Raw genomic sequence first — 18,257 nt, 5'->3', positions numbered from 1 at the left:
GGACGGTTCCAAATGAAGAGCGCGCAACGCCGTTCGGCTTCACGCAGGATTGGCGTCAGCGCCGGAGCGCTGGCTGCTAATCTTCTGTTTTTTCGGCAGCTTTCCCGCTTCTGGCTAGCGGGGAGGAAATGGTCGGAGTGGCAGGATTTGAACCTGCGACCCCTGCGTCCCGAACGCAGTGCTCTACCAGACTGAGCCACACTCCGACTTGGAGGCCGGCCTTATAGGAGGGTGTTTCGGAGGGCGCAAGCGCCTTTTTCGACGATCGTGCGACGGCCCGAAAAAAGATCGAAAATGGCCTGTTGCATCCATCCGAGTCGTGAGCTATCTCCACCGCCTCGCCGGGCCCTGACGGGTCTCGCCGTTCCTGCTGGGGAATGGTGTAATGGTAACACTGCGGTTTTTGGTACCGTCATTCTAGGTTCGAGTCCTAGTTCCCCAGCCAGTCTTTTCAATCACTTACGGCGGCGATCCGCGTGGCGGGAGTAGGGTTTTTACAATCCTCCTACGGATCGGCCGGATTTTTTACAGCTTTTACACCGGCATCTGACCTCTCAGCGAAGGGCGCTATCACCGGCCGTCGTCGATGGGGCGTACTAAATCCATGGGAAAACTGGAGCTAAAGCGATCGTGAAAGGCGACACGCCTCTGGCCTCATTTATCGCGGTCTGTGTGGCGCTATAGTTCGATTGCTTCTTTGGCCTTTAAGGCCTGGTCGATGAAGGCTGATAGGCGCTCGTCGAATTCCTCAAGAAGGGTAGGCCCAGTCGCCTTGCGGCCGGTCTCGTTCTCGGTCTTCACCCGAAGCTGCTCGTGATAAAAGTCAGCGGCCAGCAGCGCCGCGTCGAACGACGGGTTTAGGCGGGTTTTGGGGTTTAGGTCTCGGTGGGCCGTTAGCTCGTTACGATAGTCGACCAGCGCTTTCCTATAAGCGGTCCATTGATCCTGAGACATGCCCAGCGACGCACGCAGACCGGTGCGAAAATGGTCATGGTCGAACATGTTTTTCCAGTGGATCTGCTGATTATCGGCATGGTCCGATCCAAAAAGGATGCACCACGCATTGATCGCCGTGTCATAGGCGTTCCGCTGGGCGACGGTCAGGAAGTAGGGCGGTTCCTTCAGCTCGCAAATAGCTCGTGTTTGAGCAACCGCGTCGATGAAGGTGCGCAAAGTTTCACGGGCGAACGAAAGGTGCGCGTTTTTAACGACCATTTTCCGCCCTCCAGTCACGTTCCAAATCCCTTTTCGGTTTTGACGTTTGACCGGTCGCGGTCCCGATAGACGCTCTCTCAGAGGATGTGCGGCGCGTAGGTTTGGCTACCAAATGGGGGCGAGAAAGGCCCAGGCCAAATAGGCCCCGCCTGTCAGAAACAGAAACACTGAGGCGATGACCAGCCACACGCCCATTACAAGGTGACGGTTCGCTGTTTCGAGCTCAGCGACTTCTTCTGCGGGGCGGCCAAACTCCGCAGTCTGATAGAATCGCTCGGCTTCTCGAACCTCGACGCCTGACATTCGCGCTTGGGAATCATGACCGCAGACGGAGGCTAAAAGCGTTAGAAAGACGGCCAACGCGAAAGCCATGATCCCGCAAAGGACCGTGGGTAAATATACCCCCGCTAGGATCGAGGCGTTTTTGCCTTGGGCGAGAAGGCCGAGTACGGCCACAATCGCTCCGCCGTTGATGAGCAAGAGCGATTGAATAGCGGTCGTGGCAATTTGAGTCGCGGAATTGAGCCGCGCAATCGCCAGCTCGTACAGCTTGGCTAGCGCAACGCCCTGCATCTCGTAGGCCATGCGTACGTCTCTACCGTGGCTAGGTGACAGCCTAGTCGCTCGGTTGTCGCCGGATAACGGCCGTCCTGAGCTAAGCTAATGGTGGGTTTTGAAGGCGCATAGCTGAGTCTTCCGCTCAAACCTGTTCGACCGCCGGCCAGCCCATACGAGGCTGGTCGGTAGGGGGGGCATCTCCGCGATTTGCGTGTGTCATCATTTGCGCCCCGCTTTCTTGGGGGCTGATCAAGGTAAGGGCGCTGCATAGTTGACTCCCATTCTCGCTCTGCTTTTGTCTTCAAGAAGCATGGGGGCGTGCGAACGGTGAGCAGGTTCACGAGGAACGAGTTCTGGGCTGCGGGCAGTTTCTTCTTGGCCATCGTTGGTATAGCCGTTGGTGTCTATATCTGGAAAAATCCGATCCCTTCCCCGGCTGCGGCTCACGATTTCGGCGTCGACATCCCAACAAAAATCACGGCAAAGCCAGCTAAGGTCGATGAAGCGATTGATCCGTCGCCGGGCTCCATGAAGAAGGCCACCGTGCCCGGGGTGTCAAAAGGGCAAGCCGCAGCGGCGCTGATTTCCAAACGCCCGGCAGCCATGAAACGAGAGGAGTCAGTAGAGCTCCCTGAGCCCATTATAGTATACGATATTAGTCAATTTGATGTCATTGAGAAAATGCCCAATGAAGATCAGCTAGCGTATGTACCGCCTGAGTATAGAGATGATGCTTTCGAGGGGTTTTTATTTACTACATGCGTCGTTAATAGCGATGGTAGGCTAACTAAATGTACCTTCAATGCGACCGGAGATAGCGAATCTCTGAAGGGATTTGGTCGTATTTTCGCGAAGTCGTACAGAGTCGGGCCGCTAATGAAGAGCGGGAAGCCTTCGGCAGGCGTTACGGTTAGCTATAAAACGCTTTTGGGCGCCTCCTCCGCCAAGTGGCGTCGAGAGCACCCAGGAGTTGCCTACAACTAGGCCTTGCTGAAGCCACCGGCGGTGGCCATCTTTGCAGCTTCCTGCGCCAAGTCCGTGGCGGGGCGACGCATCGCTGCGTCCCTTCGTTGAGCCTTTCCTAACCCGGAAAACGTCGCCGAACCTGACGCGGCGCGCTACGAATCGCCCTGGAAATCGTTGGTCGACGGTAGATCGTTTCTCGGCCAAATCCAGATGAGCAAAACCCTAATCGACGAAAGCGCGAGCGACGATGATCCGTTTCAACGTTTGCGTGTTGTTCTGTCGACGAAGCTGGTGATCACGATATTCGCATCGTGACCGCCGTTCACATACATGAGTGCTGTTCGCAACTGCGTGATGGATGCCGGCGTACGCTGTTTTCGCTAGGCTGGCCGGGCTTAAAGCGAGGTGGTCAGCCTTATAGTGGATGGAAATTTTCCTCGTTGAACGCGCTCATTCACAAACGATTGCTAAGCTTTAACACGCATCAATCAGCTTTCTGGCTTTGAACTACTTGTTTTTCTCAAGCGAAGGTGTAATTGCGGGCTCAGCGGGAGAATAGGGGAATGGAGTTGTGATCGTGGAAGATAAAGCGACCCTCATCGAGCTAACGGCGGAAATCGTGGCTAATTATGTTGCGAATAATTCGACGCCGGTGTCGGACCTTCCGGCCTTGATCCGCGCGACGCACGACGCCCTGGCCGGTATTGGCGCGCCGCCGGCTCCCACCGTGGAGACCGTGACCAAGGCGACGCCGGCTCAGATCCGCAAAAGCATTACGCCTGAGGCGCTGATCAGCTTCGAGGACGGCAAGCCGTACAAGACGCTGAAGCGCCACCTCACGACCCACGGCATGACCGTGGCCGAGTACAAGGCTAAACGGGGTCTGCCGAACGACTATCCGACGACCGCTCCGGCCTACAGTGAAGCGCGGTCCAAGATGGCCAAGGCCCTGGGCCTGGGGCAGGGCGGTCGAAAGGGCAAGGCTCCGCGTTCGCGCAAGTCTTGACGTACCGGCGACAGTTCTCACGAGCGGTCGCCGAGCCAATCTGAATGAAAGAGGGGACGCCATGGCGTCCCCTTTTTTGTTGTCGGCCCGCGAGGCGGGTGGGTCAGGCGACGCCGCGCGTGTCGGCGTGATCGACCACGGGATCGATCGACAGGGCCTTGCCCAGGGCTTCGACGAGGCGCGGAATCTCCACGGGCTTGGCGACGATGCCGTCCATCCCCGCCTCGGCGTAGAGGGTCCGTTCGTGGGTCAGGACGCTGGCGGTGACGGCGATGATCGGCGTGCGGGGGCGTCCCGTGGCGCCCTCGCGCGCGCGGATCGTCTGGCTGGCCTGCACGCCGTCCATGACCGGCATGTGGATGTCCATCAAGATCGCGTCCCAGTGGGCGCGTTCCCACATGGCGAGGGCGTCGCGACCGTCGACGGCGAACTGCGCGGCGACCCCCAGGTGGCCCAGCAGGGTCAGCAGCACGGCGCGATTGGTCTGGTTGTCGTCCACGACGAGAATCTTGGGCGTGTCCGAGTTCGCATCTGGTCCGTTGATGCCCTGATGAGGGTCTTGCCCGTCCGCCGGCTTTACACGCGGCATTGGCAGGGTGACCGTGAAGCAGGCGCCGCCCCCTTCGGCGGTCGAATAGACAATCGAGCCGCCCATCAGCTCGCTCAGCGTCTTGCAGATCGCCAGACCCAGACCCGAGCCGCCAGCGCGACGGGTGCTGGAGCTGTCGAGCTGGGCGAATTTCGTGAACAGGCGACCGCGCTCGGCCTCCGGTATGCCGACGCCGCTGTCCGTCACGCGCGCGACGATGGTCTCGTCATCGCCATCGACCAACACCTGAACCTTGCCGGCGTCGGTGAATTTCACGGCGTTCGAGATCAGGTTCGACATCACCTGTCGCAAACGGTCGGCGTCGCCCAGGCGCCAGCCCTGCGCGTCCGCCGTGATCTCTAGATTGAAGTCGAGGCCCTTGTCGCGCGCCAGGCCGCCGTAGAGCTGGCGCAGGGCGTCCAGGTGGGCGGAGAGGTCAAACGGGGCGGGGTTGATCTCCATCTTGCCCGCCTCGATCTTCGAGATGTCCAGGATGGCGTTGATCACGCCCAGCAGCGACTGGCCCGAGGCGGTGATGGTGTCGAGGCGGCGGCGCTGGTCGGGACTGAGGTCGCTTGCCGCCATGATCTGCGCCATGCCCAGCACGCCGTTCAGGGGCGTGCGGATCTCGTGGCTCATGGTCGCCAGGAATTCGGTCTTGGCGCGGTTGGCGGTCTCGGCGGTGAGGGCCAGGGCCTGGGCTTCGGTCTTCAGGCGACGGTTCTCGGTCAACTCGCGCTGCAGCTCGACATTGAGGGCCTCGCTGGCGAGACGCGCCCGCACCTCACGGTGGACGACGCCGCGCATCAGGCTGGACATGCCAAAGGCCGCGAACGCCCCGGCCAGGCCAATGAAGGCGTAGTTGTTGATCGTGTCGCCCGGCGCCTTCTGGGCCATCCAAGCCAGCCCGATCACGGCGGCGCTGACGCTGACCAGCGCCACGCGGCGCGAGGGGGCCGAGGTGGCGAAGACCAAGCCCATCAGCACGAAATAGACGAGCTTCATCGGCTCGAAGTGCAGGATCTGGTAGGCGAGGACGTTCGACAGGAACAGGGTGTTCATGCCCAGAGCCACGGCCTCCAGGCTCGGGCCGACAATCCGTTCCCCCTTCAGCGCGCGCCAGGCGCCGAAACCGTAAAGGCAGGCGGCGACCGACAGGCCCTCCAGAAGCCAAAACGCAAAACCCTTCTCGTAGAAGGGGTGAGAAAGGCTGATCAGCGCATAGTAAACAGAGCTGGCGATCAGGTAGCCGCGCACGATCGGAACATAGGCGCGCGTGAGCGCGACTTCCGCCCGCCGATCTGAACCGGTGTCCTTGACCTGCAATCCCAGCCCTCGCTGTCGTCAAGAACGACGATATACGTGGGGGAGGTTAAGCTTTACTTCGAAAAAGACTTCAAACGCCGCTCAGCGACATGCCGGGCGTGTCTGGCGGGGTCGCGCCGCCCCCATTTAGGGGACGCTGCATCCAGACCAGGTCCAGCCAACGGCCGAACTTGTGGCCCATATCCGGGAAAACGCCCTTCTTTTCAAAGCCGAGCGCGGCGTGCAGGCCGATTGAGGCCGCGTTGCCGCTATCCCCGATGACTGCGCACATTTGTCGCAGGCCTAGCGCTTCGCAGGCGTCGATCAGGGCGCCGAGCAGCGCCCGTCCCACGCCGTTCCCAACAGCATCGGGCGAGACATAAATGCTGTCCTCGACCGTATAGCGATAAGCCGCCCGCAGCCGGAACGGGCCGGCATAGGCGTAGCCCACGACCTTGCCGTCCAACTCGGCGACCAGATAGGGCATGCCGCGCGCGAGGAAGCCCTCGCGCCGACGGGTCATCTCCGCCTGGTCGGGCGGAACCTCCTCGAACGTCCCGAAGCCGTTCAGGACGTTCCAGCCGTAGATCGCGGTGATCGCGGGAAGGTCGGCGTCCGTGGACGGACGGATAACGACTGCCGAACTCACGCCTTCTCCCACCCCTTCTCGGCCGCCCAGACGGCGAAGGCGTAGTCCAAGGCGATCTCCTTGAGGAAGTCAAAGCGGCCGGACGCGCCGCCGTGGCCCGCGTCCATATTGATCTTCAGAAGGACAGGCTTGCCGCTGGTGGTGTGCTCACGCAACTTGGCTGTCCATTTTTCGGGCTCCCAGTAGGTGACCCGCGGGTCGGACAAGCCGCCGGTCGCCAGCACCGCCGGATAGGCCTTCTTGGCGACGTTGTCGTAGGGGCTATAGCTGGCGATGTAGTCGTAGGCCTCCTGGTCCTCCAGCGGATTGCCCCATTCGGGCCATTCCGGCGGGGTGAGAGGCAGGGTGGTGTCGCTCATCGTGTTCAGCACGTCGACGAACGGCACGGCCGCGATGATCCCGGCGAACAGGTCCGGACGCATGTTGCTGATCGCGCCCATCAGCATGCCGCCGGCCGAGCCGCCATAGGCCACCGTGTTGGCCGGCTTGCCGTAGCCGGCCGCGTGCAGGTGCTCGGCGCAGGCGATGAAGTCGGTGAAGGTGTTCTTCTTCTTGAACTTCTTGCCGTCCAGGAACCAGCCCCAGCCCTTTTCCGAGCCGCCGCGCGGGCAGGCCGTGGCCCAGATCCAGCCGCGGTCGACCAGGCTGAAGTTGCGGATCGAGAAGCTGGGCTCCATGGCGATGCCGTAGCTGCCGTAGCCGTAGAGGAGCAGCGGCGCTGTGCCATCCAGCTTGGTGCCCTTCTTCATCAGGACGAAGATCGGCACCTCGGCGCCGTCGGCCGCCTTGGCGTTCAGGCGACGGGTCTCGTACTTCGACGGATCGTGGCCGGAGGGGATTTCCTGGGTCTTGCGCAGGGTGCGGGTGCGCTTGGCCATGTCGTAGTCGAACCACTGCCGGGGCGTGGTCATCGAGTTGTAGACGAAGCGCACCGTATCGGTGTCGTACTCGTAGCCGCCTTCCAGCGACAGGGCGTAGGCCGCCTCGTCGAAGCCGATGACGTGTTCCTGGCCATTCGCGGCGGTGACGGTGACGCGGTTGAGAGCGTCGACCTTCTCCAGGCGCACGAACCAGCGCTTGAAGGCCATGGTCCCGGAGATCAGGCGGCCGGGCTGGTGGGCGATCCAGTCCTTCCAGTTGGCCTTGCCGGTGGCGGTCTCGGGCGTGGTGACCAGCTTCCAGTCGACCGCCCCATCGGCGTTGGTGCGGATCATCCAGTGATCGTTCCAGTGCTCGACCTCGTAGCGGACGCCGACCTGGCGGGGATGGAAGATGACCGGCTTGGCGGTCGGGTCGGCGGCCGGGATGATCAGCGCCTCGCTGGTCTCCTGGTTGCCGCACGAGATCACAATGTACTTGTCTGAGCCGGTCGCGCCGACGCCGATGAAGAAGCCCTCGTCGGGCTCGTCATAGATCAGCACGTCGTCCTTGGCCGCGCCGCGCGCCGGGCGGCGGTAGATCTTGGCCGGGCGGCCGTTATCGTCGCGGAACGTCCAGAACAGCCACTGGCTGTCGGGCGAGAAACAGAAGTCGCCAGTGGTGCTCTCGACGGGGCTTTCCAGCACCTTCCCGGTCGCCAGGTCCTTGACGTAGATACGGAAGACTTCCGAGCCCTGCTCGTCGACGGCGAAGGCGTACAGCTTGTGATCGGGCGAGTGGGTCGCCGCGCCCACCTGGTAGAAGGCCTTGCCCTTCGACTCGGCCTCCTCGTCCAGCAGCACCTCCTCAGCGCCGCCGCCGACCGGCTTGCGGGCGTGGACCGGATGCTGCGCGCCCTTGTCATAGCGGGTGTAGTATTCGAACGGACCGTCCTTGGCCGGGACGCTGGCGTCGTCCTCCTTGATGCGGCCCTTCATCTCCTCGAACATTTTTTGTTGAAGAGCCTCGGTCGAGCCCAGCATGGCCTTGGTGTAGGCGTTCTCGGCCGTCAGGTGCTCCTTGACGTCGGCCTTGATCAGAGTCGGGTCGCGCAGGACCTTCTGCCAGTTGTCGTCCTTCATCCAGGCATAGTCGTCGGTCCGCTTGCGGCCCAGCTGCTCGATCGTCTTGGGAGTCTTCTTGGCGACCGGCGGAACGGGACGAGCGGGCGATGACGACATGGGAGATCCGAAAGCTATTCCAGGAAGGACTGCGGAAGACGAGGTAAGCGCGGCGGCGGCGCTCGTCATCATCTGGCGGCGATTCATGCGAGAAAATTCCCCGTAACCCTGCTCAACGCGCGACTGCGGCAGAACGACAACTTGCGGCGTGAAAAACCTGTGGTCAAACTCCTCGCGGTGTCGGGCGCAGTGGTTTTAGTAAGCGTGACGAAGGGGGCGACATGGCGTGGGATCTGTCCGTCGACCTGATCAAGGCGACGGTGCAACTGGAGCAGCCTCTGGGCGATGGCTCCCGCACGGTGGGCACGGGCTTTCTGGTGTCCGACCCCACCCCGGACGGCAAGCCCCGCACGATCCTGGTCACCGCCGCCCACGTCTTCGAAAAGATGCCGTCGGTGTCGGCCCGGATCGGCTATCGCATCCAGGGCGCCGAAGGCGTCTGGCGCTACGATCCGGAGTCCCTGACGATCCGCGACGGCGACCATCCTCTGTGGACCAAGCATCCGACCCGCGACGTCGCGGTCATGGTGGTCGAGGCGCCGCCGGAGTTCGCCAAGGCGGCGATCCCGCTGAACTACCTGGCGCAGGACGACACCTTCAACAAGTTCAACCTGGGCCCGGGCGACGAGATGATGGCGCTGGGCTTCCCCCGGGGGCTGTCGGCCAATCCCGCCGGCTTCCCGATCCTGCGCTCGGGCCGCGTGGCGTCGTATCCGCTGGCCCCGGCGACGAACTTCCCGACCTTCCTGATGGACTTCTCGGTGTTCCCCGGCAATTCGGGCGGGCCGGTGTTCATGGCCGAGGGCGCGCGTCGGCGGCCGGGCGCCAGCGAGAGCCAGGAGGTCCAGTTCGTGGCCGGCCTTCTGACCCAGCAGGTCGAGCTGTCGGGCGAGCGCCTGGAGATCGGCATCGTCACCCATGCCAAGTTCATTCGCGAGACCCTGGCCCTGCTCGACAAGGTTCCTGGCGCGGCGGTCACCCAAGCGCGCGCGCCAAGACCGGAACCGGCCATGCCGGGCGCCACGCCCGCCGCGGCCGTTTCGGCGATGGCCATGGGCGCTTCACACTAGGTCGGAACAGACCTCCGCTCCGGCCGTTTCTTCTGCGACCACAACAACATCGCAGGAGATAGCCATGAGCACCAATCGTGTCGAAGGCGCCGTCGACAAGGGCGTGGGCGCCGTCAAGGAATCCGTCGGCAAGATGACCGACAACGAACGCCTGGAAGCCGAAGGCGCGGCCCAGAAGGCCAAGGGCGACATCCAGAACAAGGTCGGCCAGGCCCAGGACAAGATCGGCGACGCGATCAAGCGCTGAACGCCGGCCTACTACTGACGAAGAGCCGCCGGAGCGATCCGGCGGCTTTTTGCTGCGCGGATCCTTGCCCAGACGCGCGGTCCGCTCCTCGACGAACGATGATTAAAAAAGTGGCTTGAGCCTCCGCCCGCGGATGGTTTGCTGCGCGCATCCGAGGGGAGAGCAAGATGCGTGTTTCGGCGAAGGTTTGTGCGGCGGTCATGGTTTTGGCGACGGCGTCGCCAAGCTGGGCGCAGGACTATTCCCAGTTCTCGGACGCGGCGATCGACCGAGAGCTGTCCCAGAAGGCCGATGTCACCATGTTCGAGATGGTGCCGATGCGCGACGGCGTGCGGCTGGCGACGAACATCTATCGTCCCAAGGGCGCCAAGGGGCCCCTGCCGACGATCCTGATCAAGACGCCGTACAACGAGCTTTCCTACAAGGTCCGGAGCAGCCTCAACGCGCTGGAGGCGATCAAGCACGGCTACGTCCTGGTGCTGCAGAACGAGCGCGGCCGCTTCTATTCGGAAGGCGACTGGGAGATCCTCGGCAAGCCGCAGACCGACGGCTATGACACACTGAGCTGGATCGCCAAGCAGCCGTGGTCGAACGGCAAGGTCGGCACGCGCGGATGCTCGTCCTCGGCCGAGTGGCAGCTGGCCCTGGCCGCTCAGAACCACCCGGCGCACGCGGCCATGGTCCCGCAGTCGTCGGGCGCCGGCATCGGCAAGGTCGGCGAGTTTGAGGAGCAGGGCAACTGGTACACCGGCGGCGTGCCGCGCAACCTGTTCTTCGTCTGGCTGTACGGCGTCGACAACCCGCTGAACCCGCAGCCGCCCAAGGACTTGGATCAGCCCACCATCGCCCGCCTCGCGCGCTACAACGACCTGGCGCCCAACAAGCCGGCGGTCGACTGGCCCAAGCAGATCCGCCACCTGCCAGTCGCCGACATGCTCAAGGATCTGGGCGAGCCGCCAGGCACGTTCGAAGAGCTGATCAACCGCAAGGGACCGGCCGATCCGGCCTGGCGCAAGGGCGGCCTCTATCATGACGACAAGGGCTGGGGCGTGCCGGCCCTGTGGTTCAATTCCTGGTACGACGTGTCGATCGGCCCGAACCTGGCCCTGTTCAACCATGCCCGGACTGTGAACTCCGACAAGGAAGCCAGCGCCAACCAGTACGTGGTGGTCACGCCCTCGAACCATTGCGGCTTCACCTCGAAGGTCCTCAGCGGTCCCTACACGTCCGGCGACCGCCCCATGGGCTCGATCGACTTCGACGCCGAGAAGGAGGTCTACGCCTTCTTTGATCGCTGGCTGAAGGGCGATACAGCCGCGTTCCCGGCCTCCACGCCGCCGGTGCGCTACTATTCCATGGGCGCCAATGCGTGGCGTCAGTCGGCCCAGTGGCCGCCTCAGCAGGCCAAGACGGTGCGCTTCTATCTGCGCTCCGCCGGGCGGGCCAACAGCCTGAACGGCGACGGCAAGCTCTCGACCGCCGCGCCCGCCGCGGGCGAGAAGCCGGACCGCTATGTCTATGATCCCGCCAATCCCGTGCAGACCATCGGCGGTGGCGATTGCTGCAACGGCGGCCTGGTCATCGCCGGCGCCTTCGACCAGCGCCCGATCGAGGCGCGGGACGACGTGCTCGTCTACACCAGCGAGCCCCTGACAGAGGCCATGGAGGTCACCGGCTTCGTCCGCCCGGTTCTGCATGTGTCGTCGGACGCCAAGGACACCGACTTCGCCGTCAAACTGGTGGACGTCGCCCCGGACGGCGCGGCCTACATTATCGGCGACACCATCATGCGGGCCCGCTATCGCGACGGCTACGACAAGCCCAAGATGCTGGCGCCGGGCGCGGTCAGCGTCGTCAAGCCGACCCCGATCACCACCAGCAACACCTTCCTGCCGGGGCATCGTATTCGCATCGAGATCACCTCTTCGAACTTCCCAAAGTTCGTCCGCAACCTGAACACCGGCGGCGACAACGAGAAGGAGGCGACCTTCGTGGTCGCCCGCAACGCGATCCACCATGCCGTGGGCCAGGCGTCCTACGTCGAGTTCCCGGTCGTGCCGGCGGCCAAGTAGCTCTGAGGGGAGGTCGGGGTCCGTCGGGACCTCAGACCTCCTCGTAGGTCGCGGCGTAGTCGACCGGGAAGTTCACCGAGCGGGCGATGAAGCAGACCTTGTGGATCTCGTGATGGATGGCGTCGGCCTTGGCCAGATCGGCGCCGAGTTCGACCACGATGTGCGGTCGCAGCGTGGCGCGAAGAAAGCGGCCGGCGCCGTCGGGGGTGCTCTCGCCGACGCCGAGCGGCTGGTCGCGATAGCCGCGCACCACGATGCCCGCGCTTGAGGCCAGGTGCAGGTACCAAAGCATGTGGCATGCGCTCAGCGAGGACAGCAGCAGGTCCTCGGGATTGTGCAGCGTCGGATCGCCGCCCAGCAGCGGGTCGTTGGAGCAGTTCACCACCGGCTTGCCCGGCGTGGCGATGCTCCAGGTGCGGTCATAGCCGCGATAGGTCCGCGTGCCCTGGCCGCGATCCCCGGTCCATTCGATCAGGCTGGTGTAGTCGTGCTGCTTGGCCATCTAGCGCTCTTCCGGCGGGACCTTCGTCAGCCGCGCTGACATGGCGGCGATCTCGTCCCGGCTCCAGCGTGAATACTTGCGGGTTTCGCTGGGCGGATGGAAGCCAAGTCCGAGTGAAATGTCCGGCGCCCGATAGGCCTCGCGCGGGCGGATCGGGCGAGGCTGCAGGCCGCCGCCGCAGGTGGGGCAGACGTTGAGCAGGACGTTCTCGGCGCAGTCGGCGCAGTAGGTGCACTCGTAGCTGCAGATCCGAGCGTTGACGGCCGCCGGCGGCAGGTCGACGTCGCACAGTTCGCAATTGGGGCGGAGTTCAAGCATGCAAATCCCCTGGCGGTGGCTCCCTCCGCTATCGCGGACGGCCGCCAGGGGGAATGACAGCGAAGCCTCGATTACCGCCAGCGGCGGCGATCAGCCGTAGATGATCGAGATGGTCTCGGCGACGCAGGCGGGACGTTCCTCGCCCTCGATCTCGATCGTGCACTCGTTCTTCATCTGCAGGCCGCCGGCCTTGGGCTCGACGCTGACCAGCTTCTGGCGCATGCGCACGCGCTTGCCGACCCGGACCATGCCGGTGAAGCGGACCTTGTCGCAGCCATAGTTGATGCCGCGCGTGACGCCCGTGACGCGCAGGATGCCCGCGCCCAGCATCGGGATCAGCGACAGGGTCAGAAAGCCGTGGGCGATCGGGCCGCCGATCTCCTTGGTGGCGCGTTCGACGTCGACGTGGATCCACTGGTGGTCGCCGGTGGCCTCGGCGAACAGGTTCACGCGCTCCTGGGTGATCTCGACCCAGTCGGACACCCCAAGCTCCTGGCCCACAAGGCCGGCGAGGTCGGCGTAGGCGACTTCCTTCATGGCGTTTTTCTCCCAAACAGTTGTTTGGATAGAGACCAGTCCGCGCGGCTCAGGTCAACCGGAGAACGTGCTGACGACCAGCCAGACATTGGCCGCCGAGATCACCACGAACAGGAACCAGGCCACCGCCTTGGTGAGCCCGCCGTTGGCGAACGGCCCCATCAGCGCCTTGTCGTCGGTGAAGCGCAGCAGCGGCCAGATGGCGAAGGGCAGCTGGGCCGACAGCACGACCTGGGTCAGCACCAGCAGCTTGCCGACCGAGTGCTCGCCCAGAGTCAGCACCCCGATCAGGGCCGGGACGATCGCCAGGGTCCGGGTGATCAGCCGCCGCTGCCAGCAGGGGATCTTCAGGTTCAGGAAGCCTTCCAGGATCACCTGGCCGGCGATGGTGCCGGTGAAGGTCGAGCTCTGGCCGGAGGCGAAAAGGGCGATGGCGAACAAGACGCCGGCCAGGGCGCCGCCGGTGACGGGCGCCAGCAGCTCGTGAGCCTCCTCGATGCCGGCCACCTCGGTCAGGCCCGAGCCGTGGAAGGCCGAGGCGGCCAGGACCAGGATCGCGGCGTTGATGAACAGCGCCAGCAGCAGCGAGACGACCGTGTCGATCGTCGACAAGCGGATCGCCGCCCGCTTGCCCGGCTCGTCGGCGGGCGTCAGCCGCGTCTGCACGATCGAGGAATGCAGATAGAGGTTATGCGGCATGATCGTCGCGCCCAGGATGCCGATCGCCAGATAGAGGGCGTCGCCCTGCTTCAGGGCGTCGAGCGACGGGACGAGGCCCCGCGCCACCTCGCCGGCGTTCGGCGGGGCCAGGATCAGCTGCACCAGAAAGCAGATCCCGACCGTCGAGATCAGGCCCAGGATGATGGCCTCCAGCTGCCGGAAGCCCTTGCCCTTCAGGCCCAGCACGATGATCGTGTCCAGCGCCGTCAGCAGCACGCCGCCCCACAGCGGCACGCCCAGCAAGAGCTTGAAGGCCAGGGCCGAGCCCAGCACCTCGGCGATGTCGCAGGCGATAATGGCGAGCTCGGCCAGCAGCCACTGGACCTTGACCGTCCGCGGCCCGAACCGCTCGCGCGACATGCGGGCCAGGTCCTTGCCGGTGACGAGACCCAGCCGCATCGACAGGGTCTGCAGGACGATCGCCGCCAAGCTCGACAGCACCACCACGAACAGCAAGGACGTCCCGTACCGCGCGCCGGCCTCGATGTCGGTGGCCCAGTTGCCAGGGTCCATATAGCCGACGCTGACCAGCAGGCCGGGGCCCGCCACGCGCAGCATCCGCTTCCAAGCCGGCAGCCCCTCGGGCACGGCGACCGCGCCGCGCACCTCCGACGGACAGAACGGCGCGGTGGCGGTTTTCGGGAGGCGGTCGAGCAGGGCGGCGAACATGTGGCCCACTTAGGAGCGCGTCGCCAGTTTTGTCAGCCCTCGGCGGCCAGTCGCGCGTCCAGGGCGGCGCGATCGTTCAAGAACCAGACCTGCCGCCCCTTGTTGGACTCAAAGACAAAGTCGCGCAGGCTGCGGCTCGTTTCCGTATACGCCGAGATGTCGCCGATGAAGGCCAGCCGCATGCGGTAGTTGGTGAACTTCTGAATGACTTCGCCGGCGATGCGGGTCGACAGGTCCAGGAAGCCGTCGGCCAGCCGCTCGATCGGCACGACGACGAGGTCCGCTTCGACGCCCCAGGCCTCGCCTAGAAGGTCGTTCGCGTTGGCCGCGCCCAGCGGCGGGCCGTCAGCGGGGGCAAACAGGATCTTGGCCATTGGCCGCAGATACGGCCCAGCCAAGGTCATGGCAATCGCCCTCAGACGATCCGGCTTTCGCCCTTCCCCCAGTAGGCGTCGCGGATCAGGCGCTTGTAGAGCTTCCCCGTGGGGTGCCGGGGCAGTTCGGCCATGAAGTCGATGCGGCGCGGCGACTTCACGTGGCTGAGGTTGGCGCGCGCGAACGTCATCAGCTCCTCGGCCAGGGCGGCCTGGTCGTCGCCGAAGTTCAGGGGCTGGATGACCGCCACGACCTTCTCGCCCATCTCCTCGCACGGCGCGCCGACCACGGCGGCGTCGGCGACTTTCGGATGGGTGATCAAGAGGTTCTCGATCTCCTGCGGATAGATGTTCACCCCGCCCGAGATGATCATGAAGCTCTTGCGGTCTGTGAGGTAGAGATAGCCCTCCTCGTCGACCCAGCCCACGTCGCCCAGCGTGGTCCAGCCGTGCTTGTTGTAGCTCTCGGCGGTCTTCTCCGGCGCGTTGTGGTAGTTCACGGCCGGGCCGTTGGCGAAGTAGACCGTGCCCTCCGTCCGAGGCGGCAGCGGGTCGCCGTTCTCGTCGCAGATGCGTAGCTCGCCCAGCACCGCCTGGCCGACGCTGCCCTTGTGGGTCAGCCAGTTCTGCGAATTGATCCAGCAGAAGCCGTTGCCCTCGGTGCCGGCGTAGTACTCATAGATCACCGGCCCCCACCAGGCGATCATCTGCTCCTTGACCGGCACGGGGCAGGGGGCGGCGGCGTGGATCGCCGATTTCATCGACGAGACGTCGTATCGGGCCCGGACGTCCTCGGGCAGCTTCAGCATCCGCACGAAGTGGGTCGGCACGAACTGGCCGCAGGTGACCTTGTACTTTTCGATCAAGGCCAGGGCCGCTTCCGGCTCGTACTTCTCCATCACGATGACCGTGCCGCCCAGCTTGTGGACGACCATGCACCAGCGCAGCGGGGCGGCGTGGTACAGCGGCGCGGGCGACAGGTAGATGCTGTCGCCGGTAAAGCCGAACAGGCCCTGGGCCATCATCTGCAGCGGATTGGGCGCGTCGATGGGGTTGTCGCTGAGCGCGGGTTTCACGCCCTTGGGACGACCGGTGGTGCCGGACGAATAGAGCATGTCCGACCCCGCGCTCTCGTCGGTGATCGGCGTCGTCGGCATCGGGGCGCGCGCGGCCTCGAAGTCGGCGTAGGGCCCGTGCGCCCCGCCCACGGCGTACAGCGTCAGGCCGGGCAGGGCCTTGGCGATCTCGTCGATGACCGGGCCCATTGCCGGCGAGGTGATGAACACCTTCGCCCCGCAGTCCTCGAGGATGTATTGGGCCTCGCCCGCCGTCAGCTTGGTCGAGACGCAGACGAAGTAGAGGCCGGCGCGCTGCGCCGCCCAGGCGATCTCGAAATAGCGGGCGTTGTTCTCCATCATCAGGGCGATCACGTCGCCGCGCTGGAGGCCCAGCGATCGGAAGAGGTGCGCGCCCTGGTTCGAGCGGGCGTCGAGCTGGCCGTAGGTCACCGTCTCGCCGGAGCCGGCCATGACGTATGCGGCCTTGTCGGCCTGGTTCTGGGCGTGGTGGAAGGGGTGCATCGTCGTCTCCCGATCAGGCGGCGGCGGACAGGGCGGCGCGACCCAGGATCATGTCCGAGGCCTTCTCCGCGATCATGATGGTGGGGGCGTTGGTGTTGCCGGAAACCAGGCGCGGCATGATCGAGGCGTCGACCACCCGCAGGCCTTCCAGGCCTCGCACGCGAAGCTGATCGTCGACGACCGCCATCGGCCCGTGGCCCATCTGGCAGGTCCCCACCGGGTGGTAGATGGTCGAACCGGCGAGGCGCGCGAACTCCAGCAGCTGGGCGTCGCTGGCGACGGCCGCGCCGGGGTCCATCTCGTGATCGACATAGGGCGCCAGCGCCGGCGCCTCGCCGATCTTGCGCGCCCACCTTAGCCCGGCGACGGCGACCTCCTGGTCCAGCGGATCGGCCAGGTAGTTGGCGAAGATCGCCGGATAGACGCTGGGATCGGGCGACTTGATGCGGATGTGGCCGCGGCTCTCCGGACGCAGCTGGCAAGGCGCGATGGTCAGGCCCGGCGCGCTCTCCAGCTCCATCTTCTGCTCGTTGACCAGCTTATCCAGGTCCATGGTCGCGGGCAGGATGTGGAATTGGATGTCCGGTCCCGCCAAATCCGGACGGGACTTGCAGAAGGCCGCGATATGGGCGGCCGATAGGGTCAGGAGGCCCTTGCGCTGGAAGAGGTACTTCAGCGCCTCGCCCGCCAGGCGGCCGCCTTTGCTCTGCTCATTGACCGAGACCACGCCCGCCTTCAGGCGATAGCGCACGCTCATCACATAGTGGTCCTGCAGGTTCTCGCCGACGCCGGGCAGGTCGGCGACGACCTCGATCCCGTGGCGGTTCAGGAGTTCGCCGGGGCCGACGCCCGACAGTTGCAAGAGCTGGGGCGAGTTGATGGCGCCGCCGGCCAGGATGACCTCGGCCCGGGCCATGGCGACGCGCTTCTGGCCGTTCTGACGGAACTCGACCCCGACCGCGCGCTTGCCCTCGAACAGGATGCGGCCGGCCAGGGCGTTGGTCTCGACCTGGAGGTTCGGCCGGTTCATCGCCGGGTGCAGATAGGCCACCGCCGCCGAGCAGCGCTGGCCGTTCTTGACCGTCAGCTGGTAGTAGGTCGCGCCTTCCTGGGCGCCGGCGTTGACGTCGTCGTTGCGCGGGATGCCGGCCTGCTCGCAGGCGGCGATCACCGCGTCCGAGACGGGGTGCTTGGTCGTCACGTCCGAGACGTTCAGCGGCCCGCCCGTGGCGTGCCATTCGCAATCGCCGCGCTCTTGGTGCTGGGCCCGACGGAAGTAGGGCGCGACGTCGTCCCAGCCCCAGCCGGCGCAGCCCAGCTGTCGCCAGCCGTCATAGTCGGCGTGCTGGCCGCGGATGTAGAGCAGGCCGTTGATCGAGGACGAGCCGCCCAGCACCTTGCCGCGCGGCCAGACGTGGCTGCGGCCGCCGGTGCCGGGGTCCGGCTCGGTCGTGTAGAGCCAATTGACCTTGGGGTCCTTTAGCGTCGACGAGTAGCCGACCGGGATATGGATCATCAGGTTCGAGGCGAACTGCGAAAGGTTCTTGGTCGGGCGGTCGTCGCCGCCGGCCTCCAGCAGCACGACCTTGAACTTGCCGCCCTCGGACAGCCTGGCGGCCAGCACGCAGCCCGCCGAGCCCGCGCCCACGATCACGTAGTCGGCCTCGATGATCCCGGTCATCGTTTCTCTCCCGTTACTGCCCCGCGTGTGACCCGCGTGATCAGTGTTCAGTTTGGAGGATGCGCCCAGGTTCGCCGATCGCGCAAGTTGCCGTCGCGGC

The 18,257-nt window shown here is 64.8% G+C and carries 16 protein-coding genes, 2 tRNA genes and 1 pseudogene; 6 read left to right on the top strand and 13 right to left on the bottom strand.

What is annotated here, in order from left to right; genetic code table 11:
- Window positions 1-129 precede the first annotated feature (129 nt).
- Window positions 130-206: transfer RNA gene (locus CSW60_RS06475), tRNA-Pro, on the bottom strand.
- A 165-nt stretch (window positions 207-371) separates the two neighbouring features.
- Here CSW60_RS06475 and CSW60_RS06470 point away from each other — a divergent pair.
- Window positions 372-445 (top strand) — tRNA-Gln (locus CSW60_RS06470).
- Window positions 446-678: 233 nt separating this feature from the next.
- Here CSW60_RS06470 and CSW60_RS06465 read toward each other — a convergent pair.
- Together CSW60_RS06465 and CSW60_RS06460 are read right to left on the bottom strand one after the other, a co-directional pair.
- Window positions 679-1,215 (bottom strand): hypothetical protein, encoded by a 537-nt coding sequence (locus CSW60_RS06465; protein ID WP_099536450.1) that lies wholly within the window; start codon window positions 1,213-1,215, stop codon window positions 679-681.
- A 105-nt stretch (window positions 1,216-1,320) separates the two neighbouring features.
- Window positions 1,321-1,800: a hypothetical protein gene (locus CSW60_RS06460; protein WP_099536449.1), complete on the bottom strand. Its 480-nt coding sequence runs from the start codon at window positions 1,798-1,800 to the stop codon at window positions 1,321-1,323.
- A 300-nt stretch (window positions 1,801-2,100) separates the two neighbouring features.
- Between CSW60_RS06460 and CSW60_RS23040 the strand changes: the two genes are divergently transcribed.
- Both CSW60_RS23040 and CSW60_RS06455 read left to right on the top strand, forming a co-directional pair.
- Entirely contained in the window at window positions 2,101-2,757 is a 657-nt protein-coding gene (locus tag CSW60_RS23040; RefSeq protein WP_143324128.1) for a hypothetical protein, read from the top strand.
- A gap of 559 nt (window positions 2,758-3,316) precedes the next feature.
- A complete protein-coding gene (locus tag CSW60_RS06455; protein WP_099537575.1) occupies window positions 3,317-3,745 on the top strand; it encodes a MucR family transcriptional regulator in 429 nt (142 codons plus the stop codon).
- Between the two features lie 103 nt (window positions 3,746-3,848).
- Here CSW60_RS06455 and CSW60_RS06450 read toward each other — a convergent pair whose 3' ends face one another.
- From CSW60_RS06450 to CSW60_RS06440, 3 genes are all read right to left on the bottom strand, one after another.
- Complete coding sequence (locus CSW60_RS06450; protein ID WP_099536448.1) at window positions 3,849-5,660, bottom strand: ATP-binding protein; 1,812 nt, start codon at window positions 5,658-5,660, stop codon at window positions 3,849-3,851.
- A gap of 70 nt (window positions 5,661-5,730) precedes the next feature.
- Window positions 5,731-6,288 carry a GNAT family N-acetyltransferase gene (locus CSW60_RS06445; protein ID WP_099536447.1) on the bottom strand — a complete coding sequence of 186 codons (558 nt, stop codon included), beginning with the start codon at window positions 6,286-6,288 and terminating at the stop codon, window positions 5,731-5,733.
- The gene (locus CSW60_RS06440; protein ID WP_099536446.1) at window positions 6,285-8,474 is read right to left on the bottom strand and encodes a S9 family peptidase; all 2,190 of its coding nucleotides are present in this window, start codon (window positions 8,472-8,474) and stop codon (window positions 6,285-6,287) included. The genes CSW60_RS06445 and CSW60_RS06440 overlap by 4 nt, the downstream gene beginning before the upstream one ends.
- A 134-nt stretch (window positions 8,475-8,608) precedes the next feature.
- On the opposite strand from CSW60_RS06440, the gene CSW60_RS06435 reads away from it, so the two are divergent.
- From CSW60_RS06435 to CSW60_RS06425, 3 genes and pseudogenes are all read left to right on the top strand, one after another.
- A complete protein-coding gene (locus CSW60_RS06435) occupies window positions 8,609-9,457 on the top strand; it encodes a serine protease (protein ID WP_099536445.1) in 849 nt (282 codons plus the stop codon).
- A 58-nt stretch (window positions 9,458-9,515) separates the two neighbouring features.
- Window positions 9,516-9,715 (top strand): annotated as a pseudogene (locus CSW60_RS06430) (CsbD family protein); the annotation flags it as partial.
- 156 nt (window positions 9,716-9,871) lie between these two features.
- On the top strand, window positions 9,872-11,776 hold the full coding sequence (locus tag CSW60_RS06425) for a CocE/NonD family hydrolase (protein WP_099536444.1): 1,905 nt from the start codon (window positions 9,872-9,874) through the stop codon (window positions 11,774-11,776).
- 31 nt (window positions 11,777-11,807) lie between these two features.
- Here CSW60_RS06425 and CSW60_RS06420 read toward each other — a convergent pair whose 3' ends face one another.
- The 7 genes from CSW60_RS06420 to CSW60_RS06390 all read right to left on the bottom strand — a co-directional run bounded on the left by CSW60_RS06420 (window position 11,808) and on the right by CSW60_RS06390 (window position 18,157).
- Entirely contained in the window at window positions 11,808-12,278 is a 471-nt protein-coding gene (locus tag CSW60_RS06420) for an OsmC family protein (protein ID WP_099536443.1), read from the bottom strand.
- Complete coding sequence (locus CSW60_RS06415) at window positions 12,279-12,596, bottom strand: DUF1272 domain-containing protein (protein ID WP_099536442.1); 318 nt, start codon at window positions 12,594-12,596, stop codon at window positions 12,279-12,281.
- A 90-nt stretch (window positions 12,597-12,686) separates the two neighbouring features.
- A complete protein-coding gene (locus tag CSW60_RS06410) occupies window positions 12,687-13,133 on the bottom strand; it encodes a MaoC family dehydratase (protein ID WP_099536441.1) in 447 nt (148 codons plus the stop codon).
- 54 nt (window positions 13,134-13,187) lie between these two features.
- A complete protein-coding gene (locus tag CSW60_RS06405; protein WP_099536440.1) occupies window positions 13,188-14,522 on the bottom strand; it encodes an Nramp family divalent metal transporter in 1,335 nt (444 codons plus the stop codon).
- A 32-nt stretch (window positions 14,523-14,554) separates the two neighbouring features.
- Window positions 14,555-14,926, bottom strand: a complete 372-nt coding sequence (locus CSW60_RS06400) for a DUF4180 domain-containing protein (RefSeq protein ID WP_236634227.1) — start codon at window positions 14,924-14,926, stop codon at window positions 14,555-14,557.
- Between the two features lie 11 nt (window positions 14,927-14,937).
- Window positions 14,938-16,476 carry an acyl-CoA synthetase gene (locus CSW60_RS06395; protein ID WP_099536438.1) on the bottom strand — a complete coding sequence of 513 codons (1,539 nt, stop codon included), beginning with the start codon at window positions 16,474-16,476 and terminating at the stop codon, window positions 14,938-14,940.
- A 13-nt stretch (window positions 16,477-16,489) separates the two neighbouring features.
- A complete protein-coding gene (locus CSW60_RS06390) occupies window positions 16,490-18,157 on the bottom strand; it encodes a GMC family oxidoreductase (RefSeq protein ID WP_099536437.1) in 1,668 nt (555 codons plus the stop codon).
- Window positions 18,158-18,257 lie beyond the last annotated feature (100 nt).

It is taken from the genome of Caulobacter sp. X (assembly GCF_002742635.1).
In the GTDB taxonomy this organism is placed as follows: Bacteria; Pseudomonadota; Alphaproteobacteria; order Caulobacterales; family Caulobacteraceae; genus Caulobacter.
Note: the sequence above shows the minus strand (reverse complement) of the source record. Positions and strands in the feature narration are given on the sequence as shown.